The 16,130-nt window shown below is 61.7% G+C and carries 13 protein-coding genes and 1 tRNA gene; 5 read left to right on the plus strand and 9 right to left on the minus strand.

What is annotated here, in order from left to right; translation table 11 throughout:
• Window positions 1-16 precede the first annotated feature (16 nt).
• The 4 genes from C480_RS05945 to C480_RS05960 form a co-directional block, all read right to left on the minus strand.
• Window positions 17-100, minus strand: a tRNA-Leu gene (locus C480_RS05945).
• An 88-nt stretch (window positions 101-188) separates the two neighbouring features.
• On the minus strand, window positions 189-542 hold the full coding sequence (locus tag C480_RS05950; protein WP_006664718.1) for a ferredoxin: 354 nt from the start codon (window positions 540-542) through the stop codon (window positions 189-191).
• A gap of 191 nt (window positions 543-733) precedes the next feature.
• On the minus strand, window positions 734-1,693 hold the full coding sequence (locus C480_RS05955; RefSeq protein WP_006664719.1) for an oxidoreductase: 960 nt from the start codon (window positions 1,691-1,693) through the stop codon (window positions 734-736).
• Window positions 1,694-1,881: 188 nt separating this feature from the next.
• Window positions 1,882-2,400, minus strand: a complete 519-nt coding sequence (locus tag C480_RS05960) for a peptidylprolyl isomerase (RefSeq protein WP_006664720.1) — start codon at window positions 2,398-2,400, stop codon at window positions 1,882-1,884.
• Between the two features lie 194 nt (window positions 2,401-2,594).
• Here C480_RS05960 and C480_RS05965 point away from each other — a divergent pair, with 194 nt between their 5' ends.
• Window positions 2,595-4,067: a sulfatase-like hydrolase/transferase gene (locus tag C480_RS05965; RefSeq protein ID WP_006664721.1), complete on the plus strand. Its 1,473-nt coding sequence runs from the start codon at window positions 2,595-2,597 to the stop codon at window positions 4,065-4,067.
• A gap of 270 nt (window positions 4,068-4,337) precedes the next feature.
• Entirely contained in the window at window positions 4,338-5,309 is a 972-nt protein-coding gene (locus C480_RS05970; protein WP_006664722.1) for a succinylglutamate desuccinylase/aspartoacylase family protein, read from the plus strand.
• A 256-nt stretch (window positions 5,310-5,565) separates the two neighbouring features.
• On the opposite strand, the gene C480_RS05975 is transcribed toward C480_RS05970, so the two are convergent.
• Window positions 5,566-6,330, minus strand: coding sequence for an SDR family NAD(P)-dependent oxidoreductase (locus C480_RS05975; protein WP_049903351.1), 765 nt, complete (start codon window positions 6,328-6,330; stop codon window positions 5,566-5,568).
• 109 nt (window positions 6,331-6,439) lie between these two features.
• Window positions 6,440-6,880, minus strand: a complete 441-nt coding sequence (locus tag C480_RS05980) for a hypothetical protein (protein WP_006664724.1) — start codon at window positions 6,878-6,880, stop codon at window positions 6,440-6,442.
• 434 nt (window positions 6,881-7,314) lie between these two features.
• Between C480_RS05980 and C480_RS05985 the strand changes: the two genes are divergently transcribed.
• Entirely contained in the window at window positions 7,315-9,297 is a 1,983-nt protein-coding gene (locus C480_RS05985; protein WP_006664725.1) for an archaea-specific SMC-related protein, read from the plus strand.
• A gap of 250 nt (window positions 9,298-9,547) precedes the next feature.
• Here C480_RS05985 and rdfA read toward each other — a convergent pair whose 3' ends face one another.
• From rdfA to C480_RS06000, 3 genes are all read right to left on the minus strand, one after another.
• Complete coding sequence (gene rdfA, locus C480_RS05990) at window positions 9,548-10,279, minus strand: rod-determining factor RdfA (RefSeq protein WP_241433790.1); 732 nt, start codon at window positions 10,277-10,279, stop codon at window positions 9,548-9,550.
• Window positions 10,280-10,563: 284 nt separating this feature from the next.
• Entirely contained in the window at window positions 10,564-11,355 is a 792-nt protein-coding gene (locus C480_RS05995; RefSeq protein ID WP_006664727.1) for an IclR family transcriptional regulator, read from the minus strand.
• Between the two features lie 146 nt (window positions 11,356-11,501).
• Window positions 11,502-12,665, minus strand: coding sequence for an acyl-CoA dehydrogenase family protein (locus C480_RS06000; protein WP_006664728.1), 1,164 nt, complete (start codon window positions 12,663-12,665; stop codon window positions 11,502-11,504).
• Between the two features lie 198 nt (window positions 12,666-12,863).
• On the opposite strand from C480_RS06000, the gene C480_RS06005 reads away from it, so the two are divergent.
• Together C480_RS06005 and C480_RS06010 are read left to right on the plus strand one after the other, a co-directional pair.
• Complete coding sequence (locus tag C480_RS06005) at window positions 12,864-13,901, plus strand: TAXI family TRAP transporter solute-binding subunit (RefSeq protein ID WP_006664729.1); 1,038 nt, start codon at window positions 12,864-12,866, stop codon at window positions 13,899-13,901.
• A gap of 135 nt (window positions 13,902-14,036) precedes the next feature.
• Window positions 14,037-16,124, plus strand: coding sequence for a TRAP transporter permease (locus tag C480_RS06010; protein ID WP_006664730.1), 2,088 nt, complete (start codon window positions 14,037-14,039; stop codon window positions 16,122-16,124).
• Window positions 16,125-16,130: the final 6 nt, after the last annotated feature.

Raw genomic sequence — 16,130 nt, forward strand, 5'->3', positions numbered from 1 at the left:
TGGTTTCGAGTCAGCATGCGAGGGAAGGGATTTGAACCCTCGGACCCCTACGGGAGCGGGTCTTAAGCCCACCGCCGTTGGCCTGCTTGGCTACCCTCGCGCAAAAGCGCACTCGGGGATATCCGCCCCGCTACAATGTGCGTTTCGGTGTGCGTCGACCGAATCGCCCGATCGAAACCCGGTCTCGGTTACCAGTCGACGCTCAACGTCCCGTCCCCGTGCGGGTCCGGCGCGATCTCCTCGTCTGTCCGGCGGTCGATGACGTGAATGCACCCCTCGTCTTTCTTCGCCGGACAGACCTCCGCGGCGCGGACGTTGTGATCCAGGTCCGCCTCGTCGATGAAGTAGGTGTTCGGTTTGGCGATCCCCGAAGCGAGCGACATCTCCCAGTTGTCGCTGACTTCGGCGCACTTGCCGGCCCCGAAGCACTTGTTGGCCTCGAAGATGATCTTGTAGGGCTTTTCCTCGATCGATGGCGCATCGGCCGAGCCGACATCGCTCGCGCGCTGGATCTCGCCGCCGTTCTCATCGCCGTCGGTCATTATACGACTGTTCGACTGCGTCACCTTTCGCGTTACGGTTGGGTGCCGAACGCGCTTCCGAAGCGAGTTCTCGAGCCGCGTCAGGTTCGATCCTGAACTCGTCGCGAGCCGTCCGGGGCGGTTCACCGAGGCCGGGTTGCGCGGTACCCGGCGACCGATTCGGTCGCGAGGTGAACGCTCACCGCGGGTTCTCAGGATGAGACGCGCTCGGCCGCCGGCCGCGGGAGGTCGTACGTCACACCGGTCAACTCGCGGGAGACATCCCAGAGACGGCGGGCCATTTCACGGTCGTAGGACCGGTCCGAAGAGGCCTGACGTTCGGGCGTGCCGCGCATGTTCGCGAGCCCGCCGGGACCGTAGTACGCGCCGCCCTCGGCGTCCGGCGCAGTCCCGGCGTACAACAGCGGAAGCGCGCCCCGTTCGGCCGACTGCGCCACCAGCGTATTCGCGATGCGACTCGCGAGCTTTCGGAGCCGGTCCCCGCTTTGCTCGGGGCCGCGAATCTGGAGTTGCGTGGCCGCATACCCCGGATGGACGGCGATACTCTTCGCGTTCAGGTCTGCGGTAAGCAGCCGGCGCTCGAGTTCATATGCGAACAATACGTTGGCCAGTTTCGCCTGGCCGTAGGCCTCCCAGCGGTCGTAGGACTCCTCGTGGTGCAGGTCGTCGAAGTCGATGTCACCGCTCTCGTGAACGGCGCTGGAGACGGTGACGATGCGCGAATCCGCCTCGTCGTCGAGATGGAGGTTGTCCAGCAGCAAGCCGGTGAGTGCGAAGTGTCCGAGGTGATCGACGCCGAACTGCGTCTCGAAGCCGTCCTCGGTCTCCGTGCGCGGAACCGCCATGACGCCGGCGTTATTAACGAGCACGTCGAGTCGCTCGTCGCCGAGTCGCGTTGTGAACTCGCGGATGGAGTCGAGGCTCGCGAGGTCGCACTGTTCGACGCGGAGGTCGCCCTCGAGGCGCGAGAGGTCGTCGCGAACGTCGTCGGCCGCCTCCTCGCCGCGCTCGACGCTTCGACAGGCCATGATCACGGTTGCACCCTTGCGGGCGAGTTCACGCGTGGTCTCGAGACCGAGGCCGCTGTTTGCGCCGGTGACGACGAACGTCCGGCCGTACTGGTCGGGAATATCGGCGGCTGTCCAGCCCATAGTATCGGTACGGGTCGAACCATCCTAAAACCGTCTCCGCTCCGAGGGTGGTGTGTGTCGGGAGCCGAGCGACGGATTCGGTATTCACGCTCGATGTCGAACGCAACTCTCGCCGAGATATCGGCTCCAAGCGTGCTGTCAAGCGGTGACCTGTAGAACGGAAGATCGTCTTTCGAGTGCAGCGCAGGTTACTCGTAGTCGATCGACACCGACTCGAGCACGACGTCTTCCTGGGGCTGATCGTTTCGGTCCGTGTCGACGCTGCCGATCTCCCGGACGACGTCCATCCCGTCGGTGACCTTGCCGAAGACGGAGTGGCGGTCGTCGAGGTGGGGCTGGGCGTCGAGCGTGATGAAGAACTGCGAGCCGTTCGTGTCCGGGCCGGAGTTCGCCATGCTCAAAACCCCCTCGTCGTCGTGACGGAGTTCGTCGTGGAACTCGTCGTCGAACTGGTAGCCGGGACCGCCGCGGCCGGTTTCGGTCGGGTCGCCGCCCTGAATCATGAAGTCCTCGATGACGCGGTGGAAGGCCACGTCGTCGTACAGCGGTTCGCCCTCGATTTCCTCGCCCGTCTCGGGATCGGTCCAGGTCTTGCCGCCGGTTGCGAGGCCGACGAAATTGTCCACGGTGCGCGGGGCACGGTCGTCGTAGAGTTCAGCCTCGATGTCGCCGCGGTTCGTGTGCAGGGTCGCAGTAACGTTGCCCATACGTCGGCGACGATGGGACGCGTGAAAACGGTAGTGGTCTTCGCCAGTGTGATCCGGGATATTTCGGGAAGCGGTCGGTCGTCTCTAGTAGCCATTGAAAGCCGACAGCCGCTTATTATCGTGGTGTAGTTCTATAAATAGCACACAAGGGAAGAATTTATTCGGTTCCGTTGCGATGCTGAGGAATATCAAAGATGGAATCGGACAGCGACAAACCCAATATTCTACTTGTTATCTTAGACACAGTCCGGGCAAAGAATACGAGTCTTCACGGCCATTACAACCGTACAACTCCCGCGCTAGAACAGTTCGCTGCGCAGGCGACAGTCTACCGACAGGCGCGTGCGCCGAGCATTCATAGCGTCGCAAGTCACGCGAGTATCTGGACGGGGCTTCACGTTCCGGAGCACAACGTCACAGAACACGAGGGGCGACTCTCCCCCGAAGCAACAATTTGGACCAGACTGCAACGGGAGTACGAGTATCAGACGGGGTTGTTCACCCCGAATTACGTTATCGCAAACGCGTCTAACTTATTCGAACCGTTCGAAACCGTTGAGACTCCCGATTTCGGAAACATAGAAAATGCTCGCTTGTTCGATGCCTTCGATCCGACTGACGTGAAAGAGCTGGAAGGTGTTTCTGGAAATCTAAAGCGCGCGATCACGTCCGGGAAGCCGGTGCGTGCGTTGGCGAATACGTTCTGGCGGGGGTACCGAGAGTTCAATCCCAAATGGCACGACTATCAGAAAGCCGACGGTGCTGAATTTGCGGACAGGTTCCTCGAGTGGGAAGCCGAACGGGACGGACCGTGGGCCGCGTGTGTCAATGTGCTCGATGCGCATTATCCGTATACTCCGACGGCGGAATACGATAACTGGTCCGGGGAGAAAATTCGTGATCTCCACGAGTCACTAGCCGGGCGGACGTTGAGTGACCAGTATTACGGCTCGAACGGCCGGCCGTGGGGAGAACTCAAAGCGCTCGAATCGCTCTACGACGGTGGTATTCGACAGGCAGATGCGGTGGTCAAACAGCTTGTAACGACACTCCGAGAGCGCGGCGAGTTAGACGAGACGCTTCTCGTCATTACGAGCGACCACGGCGAAGGATTCGGAGAGCGGTCGTTCGTGGCCCCGGACTGCCGTGCGGTGACGCACAGTTGGGGCGTCCACGAGGAGATAACGCACGTGCCGTTGGTGGTGAAATGGCCGGAGCAACACGCGTCCTGGACCGAGACGGCACCTGCATCGTTGACCAATATTCCCGCAGCGATGGAGCGGGCTATAGACGGACCGGCTAGTATTCCCGATCCATCGGACGACCCGCTCCTCGACGGCCCGATCCTCACGATGACCGAACGACTTCGAAGGGAGGACCGACCCGACCGACCCGAACCGTATTTCGGTCCGTGGAAAGCGGTTTACGAACCGACAGGGGATGACGGTGCCGTTCGGAAGCACGTGGTACGTGGGGAGACGGATCCGGACGTCGCTACCGTCGACTGCATCAGTGCCCAGGCCGCCGTGGAATCGCACTCGAGCGATTCGAGAACGATCGTTACAGAGGCGTTCGATTCGCTGTCTCCAAAGCCGGTTGCTGATGGGACAAATGAGGTCGATGATGACGTAGAGAATCGACTGGCTGATCTCGGTTATCTCCGATAATCGCGCCGGGCAAGACGACCGGATCGGTTTTCACGAGTAAGAGTCACGCCACTGACCAGACTACGGACGATCGTAGCCACTGCGAGTCACTGCACACCCGATCGCACGATGGCTATGCGCTCGGTGTGTGAACTGTTACAGGTGTTACTATACCTGCCACAGTCCTCGGGTGATTTCGGCTCCTCGGTACAGTAGATAGCAGAACCCCGCTCTGCAACCGGCGGCCGCAACTACATACCGCCAGCCGTCGAACGACAGTACAAGAGTTCTATGAGCCCCGAAACGCACACCGACGAGGAGGTTACGCTCGCACGATTACCCTCCGGCGTCGCGCTCACGACGACAGTGCACACCTACAGCGGCTCTGCGGACGGCCCGACACTGTATGTCCAGGCCGCACAGCACGGCCGCGAAATAAACGGCACCGAAACCCTCCGGCGCTTTCACGACCGGTTGCCCCTCGAGTCGCTGTCCGGAACGATCGTCGCCGTTCCCGTCGCAAATCCGCTCACCTTCGACCGCGTCTCCTACACCGCGCCGGAACAGTTCGACAGCGTCAACCCCAACATGAACCGCGTCTGGCCTGGCGACGCCGACGGCAGCCTCCACCAACGGATGGCCGCCCGCCTCTGGGGATTTGCCGTCCGGGCCGACGCCATCGTCGACCTCCATACCGGGAGCCCCGATTTGCTTCCGCACGTCGTCTACCGGGAAGGCGATGAGCGCGCTCGAGACCTCGCCAAAGCGTTCGGAACGGACATCCTGCTCTCGGAGGAGGCCGGCGAGGACGCCCCCGAAGAATGGCATCGCCGCGATTTCGCGGGCAAACTCCGCGTCGCCGCCGCCGAGGCGGGAGTTCCCGCGATCACACCCGAACTCGCACACAGCAAACAGATCGTCGAAGGCGCCGTCGAAACCGGCGTCGACGGGTTGCTCAACGTCTGTCGATCGCTCGGACTGCTTCCCGGAAACGCGCCACGCCGCGAGCAAACCGTCGCCCGAAACCACCTCGGACAGGTCACTGCCGACGACTCCGGGCTGTTCCGTCCCGCTCCCACCCTCGAGTTCGGCAAGATCGTTTCGGCCGGCACTGAACTCGGAACGGTGTACGATCCGACGACGTACGAGGTGTTGCAGACGGCGACGGCGGACCGGAAGGGGCTGTTGTACTCGCTGACACAGGAGGCGACGGTGACGGCGGGCGACAAACTCGCCAGTGTGGCACTGGTGCGCGAGCAATAGCGGCGGGCTGAGACACGAGGACGGGCAGAAAAATTACGAGAGTCCGAGCAGCGAGAAGCCGTCTGCGGAGACGAGAACGATCGTCCACGCGCCGAGTCCGACTGTTAGCTAGCCGACGGTGGCGCGAGGGCGATCGTCGACGAGTAGCGCGAGCAGGGACGTGAGGTGTATTCCGACGAGGATCGGTTCAACAAGAGCGATATCGGGGAATCCGTACCGATCCCACGCTCGGCGGGCGCTCGACGGATCGGTCGGCCTACGCGGAAAAGCCGCCGTCGACGACGAGGCCGTGACCGGTGATAAACGACGCCTCGTCGCTCGCCAGGAACAGGATTGCGTCCGCGACTTCCTCGGGTTCGGCGAGGCGCTTGAGCGGGTACTGTTCGACCATCTGCTCGCGGGCCCGTTCGGGGTCGTCCTGCTGAGACAGGTACTGATCGAGGAGTTGCGTCTCGGTAAAGCCGGGGCAAACAGTGTTCGCGCGGACGCCGTACGGGCCCGCTTCGGCAGCGACCGCACGGGTCATATTGAGGACGGCTCCCTTCGTCATCGAGTACGCGGCCTGTTTCGGTAAGCCGAGGATGCTCGCCAGCGAACCGACGTTGACGATCGAGCCGTGTCCCTGTTCTTTCATGTGGGGAAGCGCGGCGTGACAGCCGTTCCAGGCCCCGTTGATGTTCACGTCGATGACGAAGTCTCGAATCGAGTTCTCGAGTTCTTCGAGGCTCCCGCCCGGGTGGCCGGTACCGGCGTTGTTGACGAGCACGTCGAGTCCGTGCGTCTCGGTGATGTCGTCGATCACGTCGTGAAACTGGTCGCTGTCGGTCACGTCGAGTTCGTAGAACGAAGCGGTGCCGTTCGAGTCCGCGTTCTCGAGTTCGTCGGCGACGGCCCGGCCGCCGTCGTTGTCGACATCCGTGACGATGACGTGTGCGCCTTCCGCCGCACACCGTTCGGCGGTTGCCTTGCCGATCCCTGCCGCTGCGCCCGTGATGACGACGGTTTTCTCGGAGAGTCGCATGAATCCAGTATCGGGCGGACGATACATAAATTCGTTCATCGTTTAGCGGCTGTTCGTTGTCACTGTTTGCTGCTGTGACGATACGAAGAACAGTGGTAACTACACTGGCTTACAGGCAGTCACGTGTAGCGTCCGAGCGAGTTCCGGCGTGCGATCGTAGGGCGGTCTCCGGGTCGGCGTCCTCGCCAGGTGCTTTCGACTCGCGACACGGGCGCTCGGGGAGGATACGGTAGTCGATGAGTTCGTCGTCTGCAACGATGACGACCAGAATGTCGCTCTCTGCGACGGTGTCGAATTCCGATCTGGAAACGACCAGTTGGTCGACGATCTGTCCGTCCTCCTCGAGCAGGAGCACGACGTGCTCGCCGTCGACGATTCGGTCGACGACGGCGACGTAGCGCTCCGTATCGGCGGGCGTCTCGGTCGTGTGGGGTGGGCGAGCACCGCCGACAGTACCGATTCCGAGTCCGCCAAGCGTCGTCCCGGCGAGGACGGCGAGTCCGTGCAAAGCGGTGCGTCGCGACAGGCTGCGGGAGCGGTCCGAAACCATGGGCTCGCTGGTTGCGGTATCCTATATAAACCCGCGCCGGCAGGGAACCGGTGATGGCCACAACGTGTGAAACGATACCATTGCTACCTCCACTACAGAGTAATAGTCACAATAAATATAGATACTAGAACATGACGGATAATATATGATATTCGGCGGTAGTAATCTGATGATGGAAAAGCGAGTTTTTCGGAGGTGATTGCCCATATACAGCCATAATACTCGAATATAATCTACTGACGGAGACAGCAGACCAACAAGAATCGAACTGAGACGGACAGATAATATAAATATGATTTCTATTATGGACTCAGTATCTGTACTGACGACGTTTATGGCCGGTCAGGAAGTCGACCGATTACCCGACGCACCCCCGGCCCACGAGCCGAGATTCCTCCAAAGGTTTATCAACTGACTAGGAAGTAATTCGAATGATGGCTACACAGGAGTCCGTCGCCCATGAGGCACGATTACGGGCGCAGAACATCGGTGGGATCGACGAGACGACAGTCGAACTCGAATCAGGGATTACCGTCCTTGCAGGACGAAACGCGACAAACAGAACGTCGCTTCTCCAGGCGTTTATGGCCGCTCTCGGGGGCTCGTCAGCCTCCCTCAAGGCCGACGCCGAGGAGGGATACGCCGAACTCGAACTCGACGACCAGACCTACACCCGAACGCTCAAACGAACGGGAAACACCGTCGTCACCGACGGCGAGCCGTATCTCGACGACCCCGAGCTCGCCGACCTCTACGCGTTCCTGCTGGAATCGAATCCGGCCCGTCGCGCCGTCACGACCGAAGACGACCTGCGCGAAATCATCCTTCGACCGGTCGACACCGACGAGATCGAGCGCGAAATCTCGCGGCTAACTGACGAGAAAAACGAAATCTCGAACGAACTCGATCGGCTCGACTCCCTCAAGAACGACCTCCCTTCGCTCGAACAGCAACGCACCGATCTCGAGGGGAAAATCGAGGACAAACGGGACGAACTCGAGGCCGTCAAAGCGGCAATTGAAGAGGCCGAAGCGAACGCGGACACCCAACAGGAGGGCCAGGACGAACTCGAGGAGAAACTCAGTGAACTCCGCGAGCGTCGCTCCGCGCTCGAAGACGTCCGATTCGACCTCGAAACCGAACGCGAGAGCCTCTCCGCCCTGCGCGAGGAACGCGACGACCTCGAAGCCGAACAGGAAGACCTCCCTGCACTCAACTCACTCGACCGTGAGGAAGTCGACGCCGAAATCGACCGACTCCAGCGCCAGTCCCAGTCGATCGACGGGGTTATCAGCCAACTCCAGAGCATCGTCCAGTTCAACGAGGAGATGCTCGAGGGCTCTCACCCCGAGATCCGACAGCTGCTGGCCAACGACGACACCGAGTCGACCGACCAGGCGATCACCGACCAACTAGTCGACGACGGAGCGGAAACCGTCCGCTGTTGGACCTGCGGCAGCCAGGTCCAGCGCAGCGAAATCGAAGCGACGATCGACCGCCTTCGCGAACACCAAGAGACCAAACTCAGCGAGCGCGACGACCTCGAATCCCAGATCGAATCGCTGCGCAGCGAACGGCGAGAGATCGACCAGACGCGACAGCGCCACGAGCGCGTCGACCGACGACTCGACTCCGTCACCGACGAAATCGAACAGCGCGAAGCCCGACTCGACGACCTCACCGATCGCCGCGAAGAACTCGAGAGCGAAATCGACGACCTCGAAACCGAGGCCGCCGAACTCGAAGCCGAAGCCGACGACGACACCGAGGACGACGAAGAGAGCCTCCTCGAACTCAACCGCCGCGCGAACGAACTCGAGTTCTCCCTCGGCAGACTCGAACGCGACCTCGAGACGACGACCGACGACATCGAGGACATCGAATCCGCACTCGAGGACGAAGACCAACTCGAACAGCGCCGCGACGAGATTCGCGACGAACTCGAGGAACTCCGCACTCGGATCGACCGGATCGAGCGCGAGGCCGTCGAGTCGTTCAACGAGCACATGGACGCCGTACTCGAGGTGCTCGAGTACCGGAATATCGACCGGATCTGGATCGAACGCGTCGGCAAGACGGTCCGCGAAGGCCGGCGGAAGGTCGAGCAGACGGCGTTCGACCTCCACATCGTCCGCAGTACGGCGGACGGCAGCACGTACGAGGACACGATCGACCACCTGAGCGAGAGCGAACGGGAGGTCACCGGCCTGATCTTCGGGCTCGCCGGCTATCTGGTCCACGAAGTCTACGAGGAAGTGCCGTTCATGCTGCTCGACTCGCTCGAAGCGCTCGACTCGAACCGTATCGCGGCACTGGTCGAGTACTTCGAATCCCACACCGACTTCCTCGTCGTGGCACTGCTGCCCGAGGACGCGGCGGCGCTCGACGACGAGTACGATCGCGTGACCGAAATCTAGCGCTCGCGTTCAACACCCGTTCTGGTTCTGAACGACGGGATCCGATTTTCGAAACCAGTACTGCCCCCGAGCGTTCCGCAGATTGCCACGAGTGGTGACCAGTATTCCGCAACTTGAAATCCGATCACTGTTCCCGATCGTGGTCGCATCCCATAACAATAGTACGTCTGTTATGGGTTGTTCGAGAAGCAAGGCGGTCTGCAGTCCAACTGGCACCCGGACATCGACGGTCTCCGGCCGACGATTCCCGCTACGGCTCATAACAGTCACACGCGCCCGATTCCAGCAAGTCCGCTACATCGTACTGTTTTCCACACCGTTCACACAGTACCTGCACGTCCGCGAAAACCCGGCGCGGACCGACCCGCAACTGATCCGTCTCCTGCAGTCGATCGAGTTTACTTTCCGTGACCGAGACCGTTCGCTGGCGCAATTCCTCGATCGTTCGGGCCGTCGCCGCTGCACTCGGGCCGTCAGTTCTCGATGGCGCAGTGGCGTTTCGGTACCCCGTCAGGTACGATCTGATCGCTCCGTACGAGACGAACTCGTCGGTTACCGTCTCAACAGCGACGCCATCTCGCTCGAGTCGCCGTTCGAGCTGTGTTCGTTCGCCACGGCTCCCGGTTTCCCCGGAGAGCACCGCATAGAGGTGCGAGACGTCTTCAGTGATCGTTTCGATCCCTGCCGCCGTGAGGACCGCCCGCAGAAGTTGCTCGTTGAACCAGTCTGCAAGCGATCGAAGGCTCGCATCGGTTTCGGGGTTCGTCCAGCGGGCCTCGAGTTCATCGCCGACGCCTGCAAGTTCGCGGTCGTACTCGGAGATGAGTCGAGCGACCTTCGGTTGCGGGCCGGGTTTCGAGCGCGATGCGGGGACAGCGGGTGTGGACGTATCGGATTCGCTCGACCCGGGAGGAGTCGTCTGGGGGTCCTGTCCCGCGTTTTCGTGGGCACTCCGATCGGGGCTGTCGTCCTGGTCGTCCATCGAGAGTCGTCCGAAGAGTTCACGTTCGCGAGGAAAGCCGTTTCGGTGCTCGGCGTTGGACTCGCGGTCGAGTGTTTCGGCGTGGCAGGTGAAAGATTCCGCATACTGGAACGCGACGGGAAGAGACGACAGCGTGCACACCACGCGGCAAGAACGCATATGTATGCGGAGTGAACTGGCAGGGTAGCAGAGAGATTGGTTCCGTATCGCGGACGGAGGGGGATATTCGACGGGACGAACGGGTGTCTGCAACGGACGATTCCAGCATCCGAATCGAGGGGGCGTTATCCGTAGGCGAGCGTGACCCTGATCTCCCCGGCCTTGTCCCAGAGCCGGTTCGGGAGGTCGTCGTGGACGTACTCGTCCGTGAAGCGACTCGTCGGGCCGAACACGCTCAGCGCGCCGAGGAGGTCGTCGTCGGGCGTATAGACGGGGACGGCGACGCTCCGGAGGCCGTCCATGTGTTCTTCGTTGTTGACGGCATAGCCCTGGTCGCGGATCTGCTCGAGTTCGGCGGCGAGGGTGTCGGGATCGGTGATGGTGTTGTCCGTAATCGCGTCGAGGCCGGCCGTCGCGACGAAGTCGGCGACGGTGTCGTCGTCCCATTCCGAGAGGATCACCTTGCCGGAGGCCAGCGAGTGAAGCGGTCTGCGTTTGCCGATCATGGTATCGGAGAGGCTGCCGTACCGGTGGACGTAGACCCCCTCGTACTCCTCTTCGACGATGAAAACGGCTCGTTCGTCCGTCTCCTTGCCGAGTTCGAACACCGAGCGCTTGGCGGCGGTGTAGCCGCGTCGTCGGGTTCGTGCCTGCTCGCTGATTTCGAGAAAGCGAAAGCCGACGTAGTAGGCGCCGTCGCGTTCGATCACGTAGCCGAGATCGGCCAGCGTGGTGAGGTGGCGATAGACGGTGCTCTTGGTGAACTCGGTTCGGCGCGTGAGTTCGGTGATCGTCACGCCGTCTGCGTCCGCGAGCGTCTCGAGGATTGCGAACGTCTTGCGGGTCGTCGAGACACCCGCGTCGTTTCGTTTTCCTCGGCCGCGGTCCCTGCTCATATCGAGAGTATTCCGCGGCATCTCAATGAATGTTCCGAATAATAAAACAGAATCTGCGGAGTGTGAAACCCGAAGGAGGACGGGTGGATCATGGTGAACCGGGAATTGAGAATTGGGGAACCGAACGGAAAAAGAGGAGAAGAAAAGGACGGCCGCACACCGGCAAGTTACTGGTATGCCGGAATGCCGGTCAGATCTTCGCCGAGAATCAGCGTGTGGATATCGTGGGTGCCCTCGTAGGTGTAGACCGTCTCCATGTTCGCCATGTGGCGCATCGGCGAGTAGTCGGTCGTGATGCCGTTGCCGCCGAGCATCTCGCGAGCGACGCGGGCCTGATCACGGGCCATGCGGACGTTGTTTCGCTTCGCCATCGAGACGTGCTGGGGCCGCAGGTCGCCGCGCTCTTTGAGGTCCGCGAGTCGGTACGCGAGCAACTGGCTCAGCGTAATCTGGGTCGCCATCTCCGCGAGTTTGCGCTGCTGGAGCTGGAACTGGCCGATCGGTCCGCCGAACTGCTCGCGGTCGGTCGCGTACTGGCGGGCTTCTTCGAAGGCGTCGCGAGCCGCGCCGATTGCCCCCCACGCGATGCCGTAGCGGGCCTGCGTGAGACAGGAAAGCGGCCCCTTCATCCCGGAGACGCCGGGAAGCACGTTCGATTCGGGGACGTGAACGTCGTTCAGCCCGATCTCGCCGGTGATCGACGCGCGCAGCGAGAGCTTCTCGGTGATCTTGTTCGTCGTGATTCCGTCGCGGTCGGTCTCGACGAGGAAGCCGCGAACGGGGTCGTCCTCGGCCGAGCGGTCGCGCGCCCAGACGATCGCAACGTCCGAAATCGGCGAGTTCGTGATCCACGTCTTCGAGCCGTTGATGACGTAGCCGTCGCCGTCGGCCTCGGCGTAGGTCTCCATCGACGACGGGTTCGAGCCGTGTTCCGGCTCCGTGAGGCCGAAACAGCCGACCGCCTCGCCCTGCCCGAGCTTGGGCAGCCACTCCTCCTTTTGCGCTTCGCTACCGTAGGCGTGGATGGGGTACATGACGAGTGCCCCCTGCACGGACGCCATCGAACGCAGCCCCGAGTCGCCGGCCTCGAGTTCTTGCATCAGGAGTCCGTAGGCGGTTTCGGAGACGTTCGGCGAGCCGTATCCCTCGAGGTTCGGCGCGTAGAAGCCGAGCTCACCCATCTTCGGGATCAGCTCTTTCGGGAACGTGCCCGCCTCGAAGTGCTCGCCGATGTCGGGCTTGACGTGTTCCTCGACGAACTCGCGGGCGGTGTCCCGGATCAACCGCTCTTCCTGGTCTAAATCCGCTTCGAGCTGAACGAAATCCAGCATGTATCATACTTCGCCAACGATGCAATAGGCGTTGCGATACGTGTTACCAGTACAACACCTCAGTGACACGCCCGCGCTGGTTCCCAGTTTCTTCCTCACCCCGTCTTCTGTATAATTCTCTTGTCTGAGGCTCTGATAGACAGGTTTGATCAAATGATAACGGAAGAATTATACGATGGAAATATGTAACGGCTTGTCATGGAGGATCGACCGATTTCCACGAACAGGGGGACGACTCGACGATCGCTGCTTGCAGCAACCGGAATCGGAACGGCCACGGCGCTGGCTGGGTGCCTCGGCGGTGATGAGGGCGATGTCGAAGCAGGAACCGTTCGAATGCGAACGTCTCAGTCGACGACGACGGCCTACTCTGCCAACGAGGGGATTGCAAAGGTCATCAGCGATAACAACGACGACCTCACCGTCGAAGCGCGGACGAGCGAAGGGACCGAAGCGAATCTCGGTGCTCTCAACAGTCAGGAGGCGGAAATGGTCTACATCCAGAACTGGTCGGCCCAGGACGTCCAGGAGGGTGCCGGTGACTTCGACCAGCTCGAGTTCGAGATGGCGCAGGTGTTTCACTTTTATGACCTGCCGTGGTTCTTCCTGTCGCCGGGTCTCGAATCGCTCTCGGGCATCGAGTCGGGGACGACGGTTTCGCCGACGCCGCGGGGTTCGGGGACAGCCCCTGCGCTCGAACGGGCACTCGACTATGCGACGGACGACTACAATCGGACGAGCGTCGGGTACGGCGACCAAAGCGGGTCGCTTAACGAAGGCAGCCTCGATGTCGGTGTCGGGACGTACATGAACTTCAGTATCGTGCCCGGGTGGGTACAGGAGATGCTGAACTCCGCCGACCTGAACATTCTCGACGTGGACGACTCGACGCTCGAGGAGTGGGAGAACGACGGCCGCCTGCTCGTTCAGTCGTTCGGTGGCGACGAGATCGACGGCACTCAAAACGCTCCCGAGGAGGTTCACTGTCCGACCTTCGCGTACAACTTCGTCTCGCGAGCGGACCTCGACTACGATACCGTTTACGACTTCCTCGAGACGATGCACGAGAATCGCAGCGCGCTCGAGGAATATAGCGCCGTCCTCGCTCGGCTCGACGACGAGGCGTTCTGGGTCGAGAACATGTACAGCGATGTTCCGTTCCACGCTGCCGCGGCGGACTTCTACGAGGAGATCGGCGTCTGGCAAGACGAGTTCGAACGGGCTGACGAACCGTAACTCACGATGACTACTAGTAGCCGCCTCTCCCGCCGTGCCCGACAGTCGCTCAGTGGAATCGGTCCGTTGGATGTCCTCACTGGGATCGTTTACGTGCTGGGCTTGGCGTTAACGCTGTTGACTATCGGATACGCGATGAAAATCGCGTTCGCGATCCAAACCGACCTGTTCGCGGAGACCGACGAGTACGTGAACGTTTTCCTCGGGCTCGGGTTGGCGCTGTACTACTTCGATTACGCTCGCACGCAGTACAGCGATTCCGCAACAGGCGACGATGCTGCGACCGCTCCTTCCGGGGATGACACGGCTCAGCCGGCCGATACCGCCGGCACTGGTCGAACTCTTCGGTCGCTCAAAACAGCGTACGCACGGGTTGATCCGATTATCGCCCTCTTACTCGGAGTGGCGGCGATCGGCGCAGTGCTTTACGTCCACACCAATTACGCTCGGTTGACCGAGTCGGCGCACCTCCTCGGATACAATACGACCGACCATCTGGTCGGTGTCCTCTTGATCACGCTGGCGATCGACGCAACGCGACGGGCGTTCGGGAACGTCATCGCGGCCGTCGCCGTCCTCTCGATCGCCTACGCCCACACGGCGGTCGGGCCGAGCTTGCCGGGCCTGTTCTACCACACCGGAATGACCTGGGAAACGATCGCGGAAAACGGCGCGATCAGCGTCAGCGGCGTCTACGACGAGACCCTCATGCGGATCGGTTCGACGTGGGTCGCGATCTTCATCATGTTCGCCGGTATCGCCAAGGCCTACGGCCTGATGGATTTCGTCCTCGACGTCGGTCGTGAACTCGGGACGAGTCTGCGGACGGGCGTCGTGCAGATTGCCGTCATCGCGAGCATGGTCATGGGATCGATTACAGGAAGCGCCGCAGCAAATACGGCGACGACTGGCAGTTTCACGATCCCGATGATGAAAGACCAGGGCGTTCGCGACGAGTTCGCCGCATCGATCGAGGCGGTCGCCTCCGCCGGTGGACAGATGTTGCCGCCCGTGATGGGCGTTGCGGCGTTCCTCATGGCCGACTTCACCGGCGTCAGCTACGTCGAAATCGTCCAGGCCGGCGTCGTCCCCGCGGCGCTGTTCTATCTCAGCGTCTGTATCGCGGTCCACTTCACGATCCTCAAGTTCGGCTGGGTCTCTCGGGACTTGTCGACGTTCGACTGGCGGGCGCTCGTCGGCGGTCTTCACTTTACGATCCCGATCGGCGTGCTCCTCGTCACGCTCGTCTACCTGCAGTACACGCCGCTTTCGGCCGGACTGTACACCATCATCACGCTCGTCGGCGTGATGTACGTCCGAAATATCCTCGTCGGCGTCTTCGACGTGGGCGAGGAAGATATCACGCTCGAGATCGGAGAGACGAGTATTGCGGGAGACACGATCGGCTGGAACGTGCTCGCGACGACGAAGCAGACCCTAGACGGCCTCAAGCAGGGCGGCACCGAAATGGCACCGCTCGTCGGCGTCCTCGCCGCGATGGGGCTCATTATCGAACTGCTCGAGGGGACCGGCCTCACCCAGGGGATCGCGACGACGATTATCGGACTGGGCGACGGAGTCTCCCTCTTCGGACTGGGAAGCGGGCTCTTCATCGTCCTCTTCCTCGCGATGGTCGCGAGCATCATGTTCGGTCTCGGAATGCCCACGCCGGCGGCGTACGTCCTCGTCGTCGTTCTGGTCACGCCCGGGATCATCGGTATGGGCGTGCCCCAGATCACGGCACACATGTTCGTGTTCTACTTCGCGATGCTCTCGGCGATCACGCCGCCGGTCGCGATTTCGGTCGCGATCGGCTCCCGGATCGCGGATTCGAGTTTCCTGCAGTCCTGCCTGCAAGCGCTCAAACTCGGTGCGCCCGGGTTCGTGATCCCCTACGCCTTCATCACGAATAACAGCCTTATCGACTGGTCCGGCGAAACGCTGATCGCGTTCCCCGTCGTGCTGGCGGGAACCATCGGGCTGATCGTCGCGACCGTCGGCTTCGACGGGGCGCGGGATCTCTCGGTTCCGGTTCGCGGACTCTACACCGTCGCGGCGCTCTGTGCCATGTTCGGATCGGTCGCTCACATCGCGGTCCAGATCGTCGCCGCCGCCGCCATCGTCGGCGTGTTACTCCACGCCCGGTTCGTCGTCGGGTACGAAATTCCGGTCGAAACCGACACCGACACCGAACCCGGCATCGACACGTCGACCGGGGACTGATCGGTC

The organism is Natrialba aegyptia DSM 13077 (assembly GCF_000337535.1).
GTDB classification, from domain to species: domain Archaea; phylum Halobacteriota; class Halobacteria; order Halobacteriales; family Natrialbaceae; genus Natrialba; species Natrialba aegyptia.